At 34.7% G+C, this 15,853-nt stretch carries 13 protein-coding genes and 8 tRNA genes; 1 reads left to right on the top strand and 20 read right to left on the bottom strand.

The window, feature by feature from the left end; translation table 11 throughout:
• Nucleotides 1-9: 9 nt before the first annotated feature.
• The 16 genes from DICTH_RS04640 to rho all read right to left on the bottom strand — a co-directional run bounded on the left by DICTH_RS04640 (nt 10) and on the right by rho (nt 9,913).
• Nucleotides 10-2,655: a valine--tRNA ligase gene (locus DICTH_RS04640; RefSeq protein ID WP_012547709.1), complete on the bottom strand. Its 2,646-nt coding sequence runs from the start codon at nt 2,653-2,655 to the stop codon at nt 10-12.
• Nucleotides 2,656-2,670: 15 nt separating this feature from the next.
• A complete protein-coding gene (gene clpX, locus DICTH_RS04635; protein ID WP_012547111.1) occupies nt 2,671-3,906 on the bottom strand; it encodes an ATP-dependent Clp protease ATP-binding subunit ClpX in 1,236 nt (411 codons plus the stop codon).
• Between the two features lie 10 nt (nt 3,907-3,916).
• Nucleotides 3,917-4,501, bottom strand: coding sequence for an ATP-dependent Clp endopeptidase proteolytic subunit ClpP (gene clpP, locus DICTH_RS04630; protein ID WP_012548391.1), 585 nt, complete (start codon nt 4,499-4,501; stop codon nt 3,917-3,919).
• Nucleotides 4,502-4,507: 6 nt separating this feature from the next.
• Nucleotides 4,508-5,803: a trigger factor gene (gene tig / locus DICTH_RS04625; RefSeq protein WP_012547566.1), complete on the bottom strand. Its 1,296-nt coding sequence runs from the start codon at nt 5,801-5,803 to the stop codon at nt 4,508-4,510.
• Between the two features lie 76 nt (nt 5,804-5,879).
• Nucleotides 5,880-5,954, bottom strand: a tRNA-Gly gene (locus DICTH_RS04620).
• A gap of 23 nt (nt 5,955-5,977) precedes the next feature.
• Nucleotides 5,978-6,061: transfer RNA gene (locus DICTH_RS04615), tRNA-Leu, on the bottom strand.
• Nucleotides 6,062-6,066: 5 nt separating this feature from the next.
• A tRNA-Lys gene (locus DICTH_RS04610) sits at nt 6,067-6,142 on the bottom strand.
• A 5-nt stretch (nt 6,143-6,147) separates the two neighbouring features.
• Nucleotides 6,148-6,224 (bottom strand) — tRNA-Arg (locus DICTH_RS04605).
• Between the two features lie 13 nt (nt 6,225-6,237).
• Nucleotides 6,238-6,314, bottom strand: a tRNA-His gene (locus DICTH_RS04600).
• A 24-nt stretch (nt 6,315-6,338) separates the two neighbouring features.
• Nucleotides 6,339-6,415, bottom strand: a tRNA-Arg gene (locus tag DICTH_RS04595).
• 18 nt (nt 6,416-6,433) lie between these two features.
• Nucleotides 6,434-6,508 (bottom strand) — tRNA-Gly (locus DICTH_RS04590).
• Between the two features lie 15 nt (nt 6,509-6,523).
• A tRNA-Pro gene (locus tag DICTH_RS04585) sits at nt 6,524-6,601 on the bottom strand.
• Nucleotides 6,602-6,661: 60 nt separating this feature from the next.
• The gene (gene yfcE / locus DICTH_RS04580; protein WP_012547982.1) at nt 6,662-7,204 is read right to left on the bottom strand and encodes a phosphodiesterase; all 543 of its coding nucleotides are present in this window, start codon (nt 7,202-7,204) and stop codon (nt 6,662-6,664) included.
• 5 nt (nt 7,205-7,209) lie between these two features.
• Nucleotides 7,210-7,941 (bottom strand): metallophosphoesterase family protein, encoded by a 732-nt coding sequence (locus tag DICTH_RS04575; protein WP_012547170.1) that lies wholly within the window; start codon nt 7,939-7,941, stop codon nt 7,210-7,212.
• A gap of 2 nt (nt 7,942-7,943) precedes the next feature.
• Nucleotides 7,944-8,453, bottom strand: coding sequence for a GerMN domain-containing protein (locus DICTH_RS04570; RefSeq protein WP_143707868.1), 510 nt, complete (start codon nt 8,451-8,453; stop codon nt 7,944-7,946).
• A gap of 41 nt (nt 8,454-8,494) precedes the next feature.
• Nucleotides 8,495-9,913, bottom strand: a complete 1,419-nt coding sequence (rho, locus tag DICTH_RS04565) for a transcription termination factor Rho (protein ID WP_012548062.1) — start codon at nt 9,911-9,913, stop codon at nt 8,495-8,497.
• A 178-nt stretch (nt 9,914-10,091) separates the two neighbouring features.
• On the opposite strand from rho, the gene DICTH_RS04560 reads away from it, so the two are divergent.
• Complete coding sequence (locus tag DICTH_RS04560; RefSeq protein WP_012547222.1) at nt 10,092-10,778, top strand: DUF72 domain-containing protein; 687 nt, start codon at nt 10,092-10,094, stop codon at nt 10,776-10,778.
• Here DICTH_RS04560 and hflX read toward each other — a convergent pair.
• Genes hflX through mutL form a run of 4 tightly spaced genes read right to left on the bottom strand, consistent with a single transcriptional unit; the run spans nt 10,770 to nt 15,853 of the window.
• Nucleotides 10,770-11,987 carry a GTPase HflX gene (hflX, locus tag DICTH_RS04555; RefSeq protein ID WP_012548294.1) on the bottom strand — a complete coding sequence of 406 codons (1,218 nt, stop codon included), beginning with the start codon at nt 11,985-11,987 and terminating at the stop codon, nt 10,770-10,772. The genes DICTH_RS04560 and hflX overlap by 9 nt on opposite strands.
• On the bottom strand, nt 11,951-13,156 hold the full coding sequence (locus tag DICTH_RS04550) for an LL-diaminopimelate aminotransferase (RefSeq protein ID WP_012547193.1): 1,206 nt from the start codon (nt 13,154-13,156) through the stop codon (nt 11,951-11,953). The genes hflX and DICTH_RS04550 overlap by 37 nt, the downstream gene beginning before the upstream one ends.
• Nucleotides 13,149-14,129 carry a tRNA (adenosine(37)-N6)-dimethylallyltransferase MiaA gene (gene miaA, locus DICTH_RS04545; protein WP_012547989.1) on the bottom strand — a complete coding sequence of 327 codons (981 nt, stop codon included), beginning with the start codon at nt 14,127-14,129 and terminating at the stop codon, nt 13,149-13,151. The genes DICTH_RS04550 and miaA overlap by 8 nt, the downstream gene beginning before the upstream one ends.
• Nucleotides 14,126-15,853, bottom strand: coding sequence for a DNA mismatch repair endonuclease MutL (gene mutL / locus DICTH_RS04540; protein ID WP_012546921.1), 1,728 nt, complete (start codon nt 15,851-15,853; stop codon nt 14,126-14,128). Before mutL ends, miaA begins: the two co-directional genes overlap by 4 nt.

Genomic DNA, 15,853 nt, shown 5'->3' with positions numbered 1-15,853 from the left:
ACCTCCTAGTTATTCTAAAGTCTTATATCTCTCCTGTAAAAATTCAAATTTCTTCTTAAGATTTTCTAATTTCTCTTTTTCTTTTTCAACAACCTCTGTAGGAGCTTTTTCTATGAAATTTTTATCTGACAAACGCTTTTCTATCTTCTCTATTAATAAAGAGACATCATCTATTTCTTTTTTCACTTTTTCGCGCTCTTTATTTATATCTATTAAACCTTCTAAATTCACATAATAATTCACATCCTCTACAATCTTATGGGCTACATGTTTGAGATCCTTCTTTTCTGAAGTACTAGAGAGCTTAGCCTTTGCAAGAGTATAGAAGTAACCGGAATATCCTTGAAGAATAACCTCCTTATATTTATTAGGTGTGCTAAATTCCACATTAATAACCTCATTAGGTAAAATATTAAATTCTGATCTTATTGCTCTTATACTTCTTATAGAGTCCATAAGAAATATCATATCTCTTTCGGCTTCTTCGTCTATTAATGATTCATTTGGTTCTGGCCATTTTGAAATCATTATACTCTCATCAGTTGATGGGAGCTTTTGCCATATCTCTTCTGTAATAAAAGGCATAACGGGATGTAAAAGTTGCATACTTTCTTTTAATACTCTCCAAAGAATAACTTGTGCAATTAATTTACTCTCTGGATCTTCGGTACTAGAAAGTCTCGGCTTTGAAAGCTCAATATACCAATCACAAAATTCGGACCAAAAGAAGTTATAAATAGTCTTAACATATTCACTAAACCTAAAATTCTCCAGATGCTCAGTAACCTCACGAATTACTTTCTGCAACCTAGTTAATATCCATTTATCACTCAAAGATAAGGAGTGCTTACTAAGATCCACCTCATTGTAATTTAAATTAAAATCTAAATTTGAGATTACAAATCTTGCAGCATTCCATATTTTATTTGTGAAATTCTTAGTATTCTCAAAATTCTCCTCATGGAATCTCAGATCCTGCATTTCGGTACACTGAATAGCAAGACCAAATCTTGTTACATCCGCCCCATATTTATTTATGAGTTCTAAGGGATCTACACCAGTCCCTTTAGATTTACTCATTCTTTTACCTTCCCTAGTGAGAACCGTAGGATGCACATAAACATAATAAAATGGAATGTCTCCTTTAAACTCAAGCCCCATCATAATCATTCTGGCAACCCAGAGGTTTATAATGTCTCTTGCAGTACTTAGAACTGAAGTGGGATAAAAATAATTCAAATCTTCAGTATCCTCAGGCCATCCTAAGGTTCCAAGAGGCCACAATGCCGAACTAAACCAGGTATCTAATACATCTTCATCTTGTTTTAGGTTTTTAGAACCACATTTTTCGCATTTTTCGGGTTGTTTTTCCTCTACATTAATATGCCCACAATCTTCACAATACCATGCTGGTATCCTATGTCCCCACCAAAGCTGTCTTGAAAGACACCAATCTTTTATGTTATACATCCAATCAAAATAAACCTTCTTCCAGCGATCAGGTACAAATTTAACTTCTCCTTTTTCTACAACTTCTATAGCAGGCTTTGCAATATTTTCCATTCTCATAAACCATTGCTTCGAAATTAAAGGTTCAATAGGAGTTCCACATCTATCGCAAGTGGCAAGATCATGTATATAAGGTTCTTTTTTCAATAAATATCCTTCTTTTTCTAAATCTTCCTCAATTTTCTTCCTACATTCAAAAACATTCAATCCTTTGTATCTTCCTGCATTTTCATTCATTATTCCATTTTCGTCTATAACAGAGATAAATTCTAAATTATGTTTTTTACCAATCTCAAAATCATCAGCATCATGAGCTGGTGTAACTTTTAATGCTCCTGTACCAAAAGAGGGATCCACATGCTCATCAGCAATTATTGGAATTACCCTTCCTACGAGAGGTAACACTACCTTTTTACCTATTAAATTTTTATATCTTTCATCTTCTGGATTAACTGCAACCGCTGTATCTCCAAGCATAGTTTCAGGTCTTGCTGTAGCTATTATCACATAACCATCCTCATTGTGTAAGGGATACTTTATATGCCAAAGAAAAGAATTCTCTTCCACATATTTTATTTCGAGATCAGAAAGAGCAGTTTTACAACGAGGACACCAGTTAATAATCCTTTCACCTTTATAGATATATCCTTTTTTGTATAACTCCACAAAAGCTTTTATGACAGCCCTCGAATAGACTTCATCCATAGTAAATCTAAATCTTTTCCAGTCACATGAAACTCCCAACCTCTTCAACTGTTCCACAATAGTATTTCCGTATTTCTCTTTCCATTGCCATACCCTTTCAAGAAACTTCTCTCTACCAAGATCCCATCTTGTTTTACCTTCTTTTAAGAGTTCCCTTTCCACTACCATCTGGGTGGCTATACCAGCATGATCTGTACCTGGTATCCACAAAGCATTAAACCCCTGCATTCTTCTCCATCTTATAAGAATATCTTGGATGGTAGCATTAAGAGCATGTCCCATATGAAGAGATCCAGTAATATTAGGAGGGGGCAACACTATGGAATAAGGTTTTTTGTTTTTGTCTACATCAGCATGAAAATAGTCCTTTTCAAGCCAATATTTATACCACTTATCTTCCACCTCATTAAAAGAATAGACCGAAGGCATACTCTCTTTCATTACTTACAGCCCCCTTTATCCAGCAAGCTTTTTTAATAACTCCTGAGAAATTTTCCCTCGATTATAAACCAGTTCAGGGGTTATTGTAAATCTCTTAATACCAAGATTAGGAAGTTCATACATTAAATCCAACATTAATTCCTCCATTACTGCTCTAAGTCCTCTTGCACCTGTAGCTTTCTCAAGAGCTTCCTTTACTATAGACCTCAAAGCTTCATCAGTAAAGTCAATCTCTACCCCTTCTATGGAGAGTAATGCTTTATATTGTTTAACAAGGGCATTTTTAGGTTCAGTTAAAATTTTCAAAAGGGCTTCCTCACTTAAAGGCTCTAATACTGCAACTACAGGGAATCTTCCTACAAATTCGGGAATCATCCCAAATTTAATAAGATCCTCGGGAATAATATGATTCAAGATTTGAGTTAGAGATTTACGATTTTTAGGCTCTATTTGAGCTCCAAATCCTATACTAGAAACATCCAATCTTTTCTCAACAATCTTTTCTATGCCCTCAAAGGATCCACCAGCTATAAACAATATATCCTTAGTATTTATCTGAATAAATTCTTGATAAGGATGTTTTCTTCCACCCTGAGGTGGAACATTTGCAATAGTACCTTCTACTATCCTTAAAAGAGCTTGTTGTACTCCTTCTCCTGAAACATCTCTGGTTATGGATGGATTTTCAGATTTTCTTGAGATTTTATCTATTTCATCTATGTAAACAATCCCCTTTTCGGCCCTTTTGATATCCCAATCTGCATTCTGAATTAATCTTAAAAGAATATTTTCTACATCTTCACCCACATATCCAGCTTCTGTTAATGTTGTAGCATCAGCTATAGCAAAAGGTACCTTAAGAAACTTAGCTAATGTCTCTGCCAACAGGGTTTTTCCAACTCCCGTAGGACCAATAAGCAAAATATTGCTTTTTTGTATTTCCACATCTTCTGTTATTTTGGATTTCATAAATATTCGTTTATAATGATTATAAACAGCAACTGATAAAATTTTCTTAGCTCTCTCTTGTCCTATCACATACTGGTCAAGAAAATTTTTTATCTCATGAGGCTTTGGCAAAACAAAATCTTCAAATTCCTCAGTTACGTCCTCTTCTTCATCCTCTTCTATGATGTCATAAGCTAATTTCACACATTCGTCACATATATATACACCTGGTCCTGCAATTAATTTTTTAACCTCTTTTTGTGTCCTTCCACAGAAAGAACAGCGAATATCTCTATCGCTCATAGATCATCTCCTATTCTTTTTTACTTTCTAAAACCTCATCCACAATACCATACTCTTTTGCTTCATAAGCAGACATAAAGAAATCTCTATCAGTATCTCTTTCAATCTTTTCTATAGGTTGACCAGTATGGTGGGCTAAAATTTCGTTTAAAACTCTCTTGATTTTTAAAATCTCCCTAGTGTGGATCTCTATATCAGCTGCAGGTCCATAAGCTCCTCCAAGAGGTTGATGAATCATCACTCTCGAGTGAGGTAATGCATATCGCTTGCCTTTATCTCCTGCAGCAAGTAAGATAGCAGCCATACTTGCAGCTTGCCCTACACAAACTGTGGCCACCTTAGGTTTTATATGTCTCATAGTATCATAGATGGCAAGGCCTGCGGAAACCTCACCACCTGGACTATTTATGTAAAGATATATATCTTTCTCAGGATCTTCTGACTCTAAAAATAAAAGCTGAGCAACTACTAAATTTGCTACCTCATCATTAATTGCTGTTCCTAAAAAAACTATTCTACTCTTCAAAAGGCGAGAATATATATCATAGGCTCTTTCGCCCCTTGGGGTCTGTTCAATTACAATCGGAACTAACATTTCTCATCATTCCTCCTCTACAACATTTTCTTTTATCAAAAATTCCCTCACTTTTTCTCTAAGCATATTTCTTTTTAAAGTGTTAATTGTACCTTCCCTCTCTAACTCTCTTCTAATTTCTTTATAATCCTTACCCTCATTTTCTGCAATTTCTTTTATCACATTTTCTACTTCTTCTTCAGAAACATCAATGTTCTCAACCTCAGCAATTTTATCAAGAATCATTTCTATTTTAATTCTTCTCCTTGCATCCTCTATTACATTGTTTACAAATTCATCTCTATTAATACCCCTTTGGGCAAGATAGTCTTCCAAATTTAAGCCTTTTTTATTTAGTTCGCTAAGAAATTCTTTCAATATATTTTCTGCCAAATAATGCACATAACTTAGAGGAGGATCAAGTTCGGTAGTCTCCAATATCTTATCCAGTATCTCTGCAAAAAGCCTATCTTTCTCTAGTCTTTCTCTCTCTTCTCTAATACTTTCTTTCACTCTTTCTCTAAACTCCTCTAAAGAATTCGCATTTACTTTCTGAAGAAAAGTTTCTTCGTCGGGTTTTTCATATCTCCAAATCTTCTTAACTCTCCATTTTAAAGGCAAGGTCTGTCCAGCAATTTCCTTCTCATAAAAATCTTCAGGAAAATTCACTTCTATAATTTTCTCTTCCCCTACCTTCATTCCAATTAACTTCTCTTCTAAATCTGGTAGCATCTGCCCATTAAGAGTAAACCATAAAGGCGGAAGCTGAGTACCATCTTCTTTTTCCCTTTCAAGATAAACCACGTCACCTTTTTCTACACTTCCATCTTCCACAGAATTTAACTTACTGAGTTGAAGTTCAATTTGTTCTATTACTCTATCAACCTCTTCTTCTGAAACCTCAATTTTTTCTCTCTTTATTGAAAAGCCCTTATAATTCCCAAGCTTAAATTCAGGGGGTATCTCAATCACAATAGAGAATTTCAAATTTTCGTTTTCTTTCCAACCTTCAGGTAACAAATCAAAATAAGGATCTTGTAAAGGTGTGAGTTTTTCGTTTTTAAGAATCATATTTAAAATATCTCTCGCAACTATTCTTATTGCCTCATCCTCAAAAGCCTCACTACCCAAGTACTTTTCAAGTACAGGACGAGGTGTATAACCCTTCCTAAAACCAGGAACCTGATATCTTTTTACTAAATTTTTATAAGCCCTTTCTAAACTCTGCTCTCTTTCTTTTGCATCTACCTCTACGTTTACTTTTATTCTGCTTCCTTGAAGTTTTTCTATCTCATATTTGAAACTTGATTCATTAATTGGCATCAATCTAACCTCCCTATAACAAAATAATACCTCAGATGTAAATCTGAGGCTGTTTGATACATTATATATAAAATTTTGGAGCGGGAGACGGGATTTGAACCCGCGGCCTTCTCCTTGGCAAGGAGACGCTCTACCCCTGAGCTACTCCCGCACCCAAATTCTTCACTACTTTTTTGGTGCGAGGGGTGGGATTTGAACCCACACGGGAAATCCCACTAGATCCTAAGTCTAGCGCGTCTGCCATTCCGCCACCCTCGCACAACTGGTGAGCCGTGCAGGAGTCGAACCTGCAACCCCCTGATTAAGAGTCAGGTGCTCTGCCAGTTGAGCTAACGGCCCAAGAATGGCGCGCCCGGAGGGATTCGAACCCCCGACCCACGGATTAGAAGTCCGTTGCTCTATCCTACTGAGCTACGGGCGCTTTTATCTATATCTGGGGTGAACGGCGGGATTTGAACCCGCGACCACTGGGGCCACAACCCAGCGCTCTGCCATACTGAGCTACGTTCACCATTCATTACTTTCCCACGACTTTTGGCGCGCCCAGGAGGACTTGAACCTCCGACTTGCAGATTCGAAGTCTGCCGCTCTGTCCACCTGAGCTATGGGCGCAAAGCCCATTTAAAATTTTGGAGCGGGAGACGGGATTTGAACCCGCGGCCCTCAGCTTGGAAGGCTGATGCTCTACCCCTGAGCTACTCCCGCTCTTTTTCTCTTAACTGGTCGGGGCAGCTGGACTTGAACCAGCGACCTCCTGGTCCCAAACCAGGCGCGCTAAACCAACTGCGCCATGCCCCGATAGCTAAGATAATATTATAAAAAAATTTTTCTTAAGTCAAGAGATAACAACAATTTTAACTACACCTCTAAAGAATAAAGCTCTTTTTTATTGATTATATCTAGAATTGATATTTTTTTACCATCTATTAAGGCAATAGTCTTATGAGGAACTTTTGGAAGAGAGGGACTTCCTGGATTTAAAAGTATTCTATTTTTTTCTTTCTTCAAAACAGGAGTATGTATATGCCCAAAAATCAAGACATTTACGTCATATTTTTCCGCCATATTCCAAAGATCTTTTTCTTCTTTATCCTCCCCATGAGTCACTAAAATCTTTAGTGGGTCAAAGTAGAGTAATATGTAGGGAGATGCTATAGGATAACTTAAAACTAGCTGATCTACTTCAGCATCACAATTTCCTTTAGCTATAAAGAAGGGCTTAGAATTATTTATTAACTCAGCAAGCTTAGGAGGATTATATCCTGAAGGAAGTGGATTTCTTGGGCCATGATAAAGAACATCTCCAGCATGGATTATGTAATCACTTTCCTCTACAAAATTTCTAACATGTTCCCAAAAACTAATATCTCCGTGAGTATCACTCATTACTAAAAGTTTCATAAAAATCACCTCCCGTATTGCAATCTCTCCCACAAGTGTCTAGGAAATCCTAACATTTTCATATACTTCTGCAAACTCTCCAAATTATATTCTACTCTGTAAAATTCTATAACCTTTGACTTTGTATCATAGACTACATAACTTGATTTCCAATTACCATCTCTTGGTTGTCCTACACTTCCAGGATTTATCAAGTATTTATGACCTCTTTCTAATTTTAGCTTTCCCTCATTTATAAAACTTACATAATAAATCTCCTTCTCTTTTTCAGAAAAGATAAAAACACCAGCAAGATGCGTATGTCCAAAAAAAGCAATATTTTTCTCCATTAACTCAAAATTTGCAAAAACAGAATAGTAGTTAATGAGATACTCATCTAATGGATCTCTTAAACTACCATGTACAAGATATAGGTCTTCTAATTCTTTTATTTGAGGTAAATTTTTTAACTTTTCGATATTCTCAATAGAAATATTTTCCTTTGTCCAATCAATAGCAAATCTTGCATATTCATTAAAATCATCATAACTCCTTATACCAGCCACAGCAGCATCATGATTACCAATTACTTTAAAACTAAATTTTTTCAGATAATCTACGCACTCATTAGGAAAAGGCCCATATCCAACTATATCCCCAAGAAAATATATTTCATCAACTTCGCCTTCAAGATTTTTATATACTCTCTCAAGAGCAGGCAAATTACTATGTATATCAGATATTACGCCAACCCTCATCTCTATCTAACCATAGATAAATCTTTTTCTAAAGGAGAGGTAAGATCAACATGTCCAGCTAGAGTCTCGACAAAGGCTCCTCCAATAAGTATTTGGACCTTTTTAATTTCAGGAAATTCAGTTAATGAATTAACAACACTATATACTGTTAAGATCTCTCCTAAACTTCCTCCTGGATGATTCTTCCTAAATTCCTCTGAAAAATTTACATAAGCTATACCATCTTTTACACTCAAACTTAAGAGTTTTGTACCTCTCGGTATAGGAAAGTGATACTGATTTTTATTTGACTCATCAATCAAATTCAATATAACCTTTTTGTAAATACTATCTCTAAAGATTAGCCTTTCGGCTAAAGTAGTCTCAATTTCAGAGTCACTTTTTTTGAGGTTTTGAGTGTCTGGATTATAAGTATATAATACTACTTTAGTTTTTAAAGGAAGAAAGAAAAACAAAAAAATAATGAATATTAACAAAAAACTAATCAGGACTCTAATCGCTATTCTTTTCACTTCTCCTTACCTCATAAATTAATAATTAATAGATCAATAATCTATCTTCTAATAGTATTACTCTTCTTAATTATTCCGTCAATAACCCTTAAAAATTCTTCATTATTTCTCGTCTCTCTAAGCATTCTCTTAAGCCCTTCTATTGCCTCTCCCTCTTCTTGACCTATTAGGGTTCTTCTTAAGAACCATATCTTTCTTAACTGATCTTCAGGATACAATAATTCTTCCTTTCTTGTACCAGACCTTGATATACTTATTGCAGGAAAGATTCTTCTATCAGCAAGTTTCCTATCTAAAACCAGTTCCATATTTCCAGTACCTTTGAACTCTTCAAAAATGACATCATCCATTCTACTTCCTGTTTCTATTAAAGCTGTAGCAAGAATAGTTAAACTACCGCCATCTTCAATATTTCTTGCAGCTCCAAAAAACTCCTTTGCATGATGTAGGGCTGCAAGTTCGACTCCACCCGAAAGAGTCCTACCACTAGAAGGTACAGCCCAGTTATAAGCTCTTGCTAATCTTGTAATACTGTCAAGTAAAATTACCACATGTTCGCCATACTCTACAAGCCTCTTAGCTCTCTCTAATACAAGCTTAGCTACTTGGATATGCCTCTCAGGTGGTTCATCAAAAGTAGAACCAATAACCTCTCCTTGAACTGATCTTCTGAAATCTGTAACTTCTTCAGGCCTTTCATCTATTAGTAGGATAAATAATTTTACCTCTTTATGATTTGCAGATATTCCATTTGCTATTTTCTTTAATAAAGTAGTCTTACCAGCTTTTGGTGGAGAAACAATCAATCCTCTTTGACCCTTTCCTATAGGAGCAAGAAGATCTATTAGTCTCGTATCTACCTCATCAGGAGTAGTCTCAAGCTTTAATCTTTCAGTAGGATGATAAGGAATTAAATCATCAAATTTAGGCCTTTGTCTCGAATGCATTAAATCTCTTCCATTTACAGTGTCAATTCTTAGAATAGCATACCATCTTTCATTTTCTTTTGGAGGACGTACCATTCCTCCAATTAAGTCTCCATATCTTAAACCAAATTTTTTAATCTGTGAGGCGGAAATATATACGTCTTCATCACTGGGCTTAAAATTTTTCCTAATAAAGCCATAACCATCTTCTGTGATTTCCAAATAGCCCTCTCTATATATACATTCAAAACCGTCAATAATAACCTTATCCTTTTGCTCCTGCTTTTCTTCCTTTTTTTCTTCAACTTTTTCCTCAACAGTTGCTTCTTTTTCTTCTACCTCTTCTTTTTCGGTAACAACAGAAGAAACTCTATCTTTAGATAGTTCAGAAATTTCTCCCCCCTCTTCTAACTTCCTACTAATAGCCTCTATCATTTCTTCTTTCGTCATACGATAATAACCAGGTATTTTTAATTCTCTGGCTATTTCTACCAACTCTGCTCTAGTTTTGAGTACTAAATCCTCATAAGACATCCCTTTACTTAACCTCCTTTTTGGAAAAATTTCTAAAAGTTTTAGTAAATTAAAGAAATCATATTTACATTAGAAAAAAAGAATAAAATCGTGAAGGTACAAAAATAAATATTGCTGAAAAGTCAAGTTAGTATAAAACAATTATTTTAAAAAGTCAATTATAGTATATAATAAAAACATGGAAATTTTAATAGGCACATCAGGATGGAGTTACAGTTGGAATCCTAAAAGAGATTTAGAGTGGTACATAGAAAACACTCCTTTTAACGCCATTGAAGTTAATAGCAGTTTTTACCATTTTCCTAGAGAAAAGACCATCCTGAAATGGATTGAATATGGTCATAAGTTGAGATTTGTGATAAAAGTACATAGATCTATAACTCATCTTTACAAATTCAGTAAAGATGCCCAAGAAAATTGGGTGAAATTTTACAAACTATTTGAACCTTTAGAACCTTTTATAGATCTTTATCTATTTCAAATTCCTCCTAGTCTAGGATCCGAAAATCTTTCAAAAATAATAGACTTCCATCAATTTACTCAAATAAACGACAAATTTGCCTTTGAACCCAGAAAAATAGATTGGTTTAAAGAAGAGATTATAGAAAAACTAAAAGAAAATAACATAACTTTCGTTTCAGTAAGTGCTCCAAAACTTCCAGATGAGATCATTGTAACAACAAATAAGGCGTATCTAAGATTTCATGGAAAAAACAGATGGTATTCTTATAAATATACAGAAGAAGAGTTAAAAGAATATGCAGACAGGATTAAAAAACTGAGCGTAGACAAAGTTTATATATTCTTCAACAACGATCACATGTTAGAAAACGGCCTAACTATGTGTAAGCTATTGTCATCTTAACTCTTCAAGTAATTTTCTATACTCCTTAGGTATTCGAGCTTTTATTTCAACAAAATCTTCCCTATAATTTTCTTCCTCTATATATAACTTTCCCTTATATTTCTGAAATACATTATATTTGTCATAGGGGATATTAATCTTATATCTTCTCACACCTTTCAGAAGTTCACTTACGATTAGATCTTTTAACCTTTCTATCCCTATTCTTTCTTTTGCAGAAATAAACACTGAAGGTCTATAATCTAACTCCTGCCTTAAATATCGAATCTCTTCTTTAGTTAAAAGGTCGATTTTATTATATACCCTAATTATAGGCTTCTCTTCTATGCCCATTTCCTCTAAGACAGATTCCACAACCTCTATTTGCTTTCTAAAGTTCTTGTCTGATACATCTATCACATGAAGTATCAAATCCACATAGTATATCTCTTCAAGAGTTGCTCTAAAAGCAGTCAATAACTCTTCAGGTAAGTTTCTTATAAAACCAACAGTATCAGATATTAAAACCTCCCAATTATTCCTAAAATTAATTTTTCTCACTGTAGGATCTAAAGTAGCAAATAGCAGATCTTCAACTAAGACATTTGCTCCCGTTAACAGATTAAATAGAGTTGACTTTCCAGCATTGGTATATCCTACAAGAGCAACTTGAGGAAGATTTAGCCTTTTCTTTCTTTGAATCTCCCTTTCTTTCTTTATATCTTCTAATTCTCTTTTTAGAGCATATATCCTCCTTCTAATTTTTCTTCTATCAATCTCAAGCTTAGTTTCGCCTGGCCCCCTAGTACCTATACCTCCTCCAAGTCTGGACAAAGCCTCCCCTCTTCCAACAAGCCTTGGAAGTAAGTATTCTAATTGTGCAAGTTCTACCTGAATTTTTCCTTCTTTAGTTCTTGCATGTTGAGCAAAAATATCAAGAATCAACATTGTCCTATCTATTATCTTCGTAGGTATTTCCTTCTCTAAATTCCGTAGTTGCACAGGCGTTAGATCATTGCTAAATATAACTAAATCTGCTCTTTCTTCTATAACCAAATATTTCAATTCTTCTAATTTACCACTTCTTAAAAACGAAGCAGGATCAGGATCTCCACCAAAAAGCAAGACCTTTTGTACTTTTACTCCTGCAGTTTTAGAAAGTAATTTAAGTTCTTCTAATTCTTCTAAATCACTTACTTTAGCAACAAGGATGGCTTTTTCGATTTCCAATCATCCCTCCCAAAAAATTCTTTAACTCTTTTCAGAGCTTCAATTAACCTATTCTCATTTATAGTAGTTGAGATTCTTATATATCCTTCTCCATATTCTCCATAACCAATACCAGGCACTACAAGTACTCCAATCTCCTCTAAAAGAAATGCCGCAAAATCAGTAGAGGTAAACCCTTCAGGAACAGGAACCCAAACATAAAAAGTACCCTTTGGGGGTAGTATGTCAACCCCCATACCTTTAAAAGCATCAAGTACCATATCTCTTCTTTTTTGATAAATTTTTACACTTTCTTTTGGAAAGTCTCTTAAATTATTTAAAGCCTCAATAGCAGCATACTGTATTGCCTGAAAAACACCTGAATCCACATTAGTTTTAACTGTAGAAAGAATGGAAATTAAATCTGCATTACCCACCGCATAACCTATTCTCCATCCAGTCATATTGAAGGTCTTTGAAAGAGAGCTAAACTCTACAGCAATGTCCTTAGCCCCGTCAACCTCAAGGATAGAGGGAGCTACAAATCCATCAAAAGTTATCTCTGAATACGCATTATCATATAAAATGACGATATCATACTCTTTTGCAAATCTTACAGCTTCTTCCAATCCTTTTTTATCTATTACTGCCCCAGTAGGATTACTAGGATAATTCAAGAACATAACCTTAGCTCTCTTAGCAATATCCGATGGAATATCTTCCCATTTGGGAAGAAACCTATTCTCAATTTTAAGCGGTATGGAATAAGGTTCTCCCTCAGCAAGTAAGGTGGAAATTCTATAAACAGGATAACCAGGATCCGGACATAGGACTATGTCTCCTTTATCTACAAGTCCCCATATCATATGTACTAATCCCTCTTTAGAACCTATGAGAGATAATACCTCTCTTTTAGGGTCTAACTCCACATTAAACCTATATTTATACCAATCTGCCACTGCTTTACGATATTCTAATAAACCTTCGTAGGAAGGATACCTATGATTTTCAGGATTTAATGCTTCTTCACATAATTTTTGTACTACAGGCATTGGAGTAGGTTGGTCAGGATCACCAATTCCAAGACTAATCACATCAATTCCTCTTTTTATAGCTTCCTCTTTTAATTGATCTATGCGAGCAAATAAATATGGTGGTAGATTTTCAATCCTTTTTGCTCTCTTAATCATTAACTTTATCCACTCCTTCCTGATCTTGATATCTATAACCTTGACTCTCCCAATCGTTTATTATGGTATTATAAACTAATTTAGCAAGTTGTGAAAGAGAATATTGAGAAACATCAAACCAATGAATATCCTTATACTTTTTAAACCATGTATATTGTCTTTTTACAAACTCTTTTGTTCTCTTTTTTATAAGATCTATGCTCTCTTCAAGAGTAAGTTCTCCTTTCAAATATTTTAATAACTCTTTATAACCTATACCTTGCATAGAAACAAAACGCTCATCTATGCCTTTCAAATAAAGGTTTCTAACTTCATCAATCAATCCCTTTTCAATCATTTTATCAACTCTTTGCTCTAAGATCTTATAATGTAACTCTCTTGGCATATAGAGACCTATTTTAGAGACAAAAAATCTATCTTCCTTTTTCTCTCCTGCTATTTCGCTTATAGGTTTACCAACTTTGTGATATACCTCAAGAGCTCTAATTATCCTCTTTAAGTCTCTTGGATGAACCTTAGATGCAGTCTTAGGATCTACTTTTTTTAACTCCTCATATAATTTGTATTCCCCTTCTCTTTCTGCTATCTCTCTCATCTTCTTTCTAAACTCTAAATCAGGAGGAACATGAGGAATAGAAAATTCTCCAAATAGTACTTTATAGTAGAGAGGAGTTCCCCCTACAAGCAGAGGATAATGGCCTCTTTCATATATCTCATCTATAGCTTTTAAAGCCCTCTCTTTAAACTCTGCAACAGTAAAGAAATAATCTGGTGGAACTATATCTATTAAATGGTGAGGTGCTCTTTTCCTATCTTCTAAAGAGGGTTTTGCAGTGCCAATATCCATACCCTGATAAACCTGCATGGAATCCACAGAGACAATTTCTACAGGAAGATATTTAGCAAGCTCGAGAGAAAGATCTGTTTTTCCAGTACCTGTTGGACCAAGAATAACTGCTAAGGGTATCTTCATCTCCTGTGAAAATACCTCTCTAAATCCTCTCTACTAATTTCCCATATGTAGGGTCTTCCGTGAGGACAGGTTAAAGGGATATTTTTCTCAAAGATTAATTTTATAAGCATCTCCATCTCCTCTCTAATGAGGATATTACCACTTCTTACAGCACTATGACATGCCATACTTTTGATTATCTTATCTTCTAATTTTGAGAGATCTTTTTCACTTATATCTGATATTATTTCACGAAAAAGATTTTCAATTGATTTTGAATCAAAATTTAAAAATTCATATGGAACCTTGACAATCCTTATATGATATGGTCCAAAATCTTCCCAAGAAAAGGCAAATCTCTCTAACAAATCTTTATATTTATCTAATAGGATTTTCTCTTCTTCTGAAACCTCAATAACTACAGGGAAAAGGATCTCTACATTTTGAATATATCCTAAATTCAATTCTTCTTTCAACTCTTCATATTTTATTCTCTCATGAGCTGCATGCTGGTCTATTATATAAACCTTATCTTTTGTTTCTAAGATTATATAATTATCAAATATTTGTCCTACTATTCGAAAACCTGATCTTAAAGGAATATATTCGCTTACTGCCTCTGATAATTTTTTTTCCGATTTGTAAGGTTTAAATTCAAGGGGTAAAGAAAGGATTTCTCTATCTAATGTTATTTGAGAATCACTTTTGTATTCCTTACTTTCTGTTTCTGGCGCTTTCATATTGATGAAGAATTTCTTTTCCTCTTCGTCCAAAGCTTCTCTTATACTCCTAAATACAAACTCGTATACTTCTTTCTCCTTTTGAAACTTAACCTCTCTCTTTGTGGGATGCACATTAACATCTACTTCGCTGTATGGAACAGTCAAGAAAATTATAGAAAAAGGAAAATATCCATCGAGAATTCTACCTTTATACCCTTCTCTTATAGCCTGAAGAATAGTATTATTTCTTACCCATCTTCGGTTTACATAAAAATAATCCTGAGATTTTAATGCAATGAGCTTTCCAGGCTTACTTACAAAACCCTCTATACAGTAATCACCCTCTCGTTTTTGAAAAGATATTAAGCTCTCTTGCACCCTTATATCAAAAAGTAGAGAAATCAAATTTTCTAGATCACCATCTCCTGGAGTTATAAACTTGCTTTTACCATCCTGAATAAGCTGGAAAGATATTTGAGGATAAGCTATTGCAATTCTCTTTACAAAATCAATGATTAAGTTTGTTTCTGTAGCCTTACTCTTCAAAAACTTTTTTCTTGCAGGCACATTATAAAAGAGATCAGAGACTTTAATAACAGTCCCTTTAGAACCTTGCCAAAGATTAACTTCTTTAATTACTCCTCCCTCAACTTTTATAAAGACACCATCCTCTAATTCTGTTTTTGACCTTAACTCCATTTTGGAAACACTTGCTATACTAGCGAGGGCTTCTCCTCTAAAACCAAGGGTTTTGATGTTATACAGATCTTCTTCGGTTTTTATCTTACTAGTAGCAAATCTATTCAGAGCAAGGATAGCATCTTCTCTTGTCATTCCCTCTCCATCATCTATCACTGATATTAGGGTTTCACCACCGTTTGCAAATTCAACAATAATCCTAGTAGCTCCTGCATCAATGGAATTCTCAACCAGCTCCTTTACCACTGATACAGGCCTTTCTACTACTTCTCCAGCAGCTATTTTGTTTCTCAGTTCTTCAGGTAATAAGACTACCTTTCCCAT

The organism is Dictyoglomus thermophilum H-6-12 (genome assembly GCF_000020965.1).
Taxonomy (GTDB): Bacteria; Dictyoglomota; Dictyoglomia; order Dictyoglomales; family Dictyoglomaceae; genus Dictyoglomus; species Dictyoglomus thermophilum.
This window is presented reverse-complemented; position numbering and strand designations above follow the sequence as displayed.

Excerpts from the sequence above, each read along its gene's own strand:
- DICTH_RS04640 (WP_012547709.1), bottom strand. The coding sequence starts at position 2,655 with ATGAAAGAGAGTATGCCTTCGGTCTATTCTTTTAATGAGGTGGAAGAT.
- clpX (WP_012547111.1), bottom strand. The coding sequence starts at position 3,906 with ATGAGCGATAGAGATATTCGCTGTTCTTTCTGTGGAAGGACACAAAAA.
- clpP (WP_012548391.1), bottom strand. The coding sequence starts at position 4,501 with ATGTTAGTTCCGATTGTAATTGAACAGACCCCAAGGGGCGAAAGAGCC.
- tig (WP_012547566.1), bottom strand. The coding sequence starts at position 5,803 with ATGCCAATTAATGAATCAAGTTTCAAATATGAGATAGAAAAACTTCAA.
- yfcE (WP_012547982.1), bottom strand. The coding sequence starts at position 7,204 with ATGAAACTTTTAGTAATGAGTGATACTCACGGAGATATTAGTTTTTGG.
- DICTH_RS04575 (WP_012547170.1), bottom strand. The coding sequence starts at position 7,941 with ATGAGGGTTGGCGTAATATCTGATATACATAGTAATTTGCCTGCTCTT.
- rho (WP_012548062.1), bottom strand. The coding sequence starts at position 9,913 with ATGTCTTATGAGGATTTAGTACTCAAAACTAGAGCAGAGTTGGTAGAA.
- DICTH_RS04560 (WP_012547222.1), top strand. The coding sequence starts at position 10,092 with ATGGAAATTTTAATAGGCACATCAGGATGGAGTTACAGTTGGAATCCT.
- DICTH_RS04550 (WP_012547193.1), bottom strand. The coding sequence starts at position 13,156 with ATGATTAAGAGAGCAAAAAGGATTGAAAATCTACCACCATATTTATTT.
- miaA (WP_012547989.1), bottom strand. The coding sequence starts at position 14,129 with ATGAAGATACCCTTAGCAGTTATTCTTGGTCCAACAGGTACTGGAAAA.
- mutL (WP_012546921.1), bottom strand. The coding sequence starts at position 15,853 with ATGGGAAAGGTAGTCTTATTACCTGAAGAACTGAGAAACAAAATAGCT.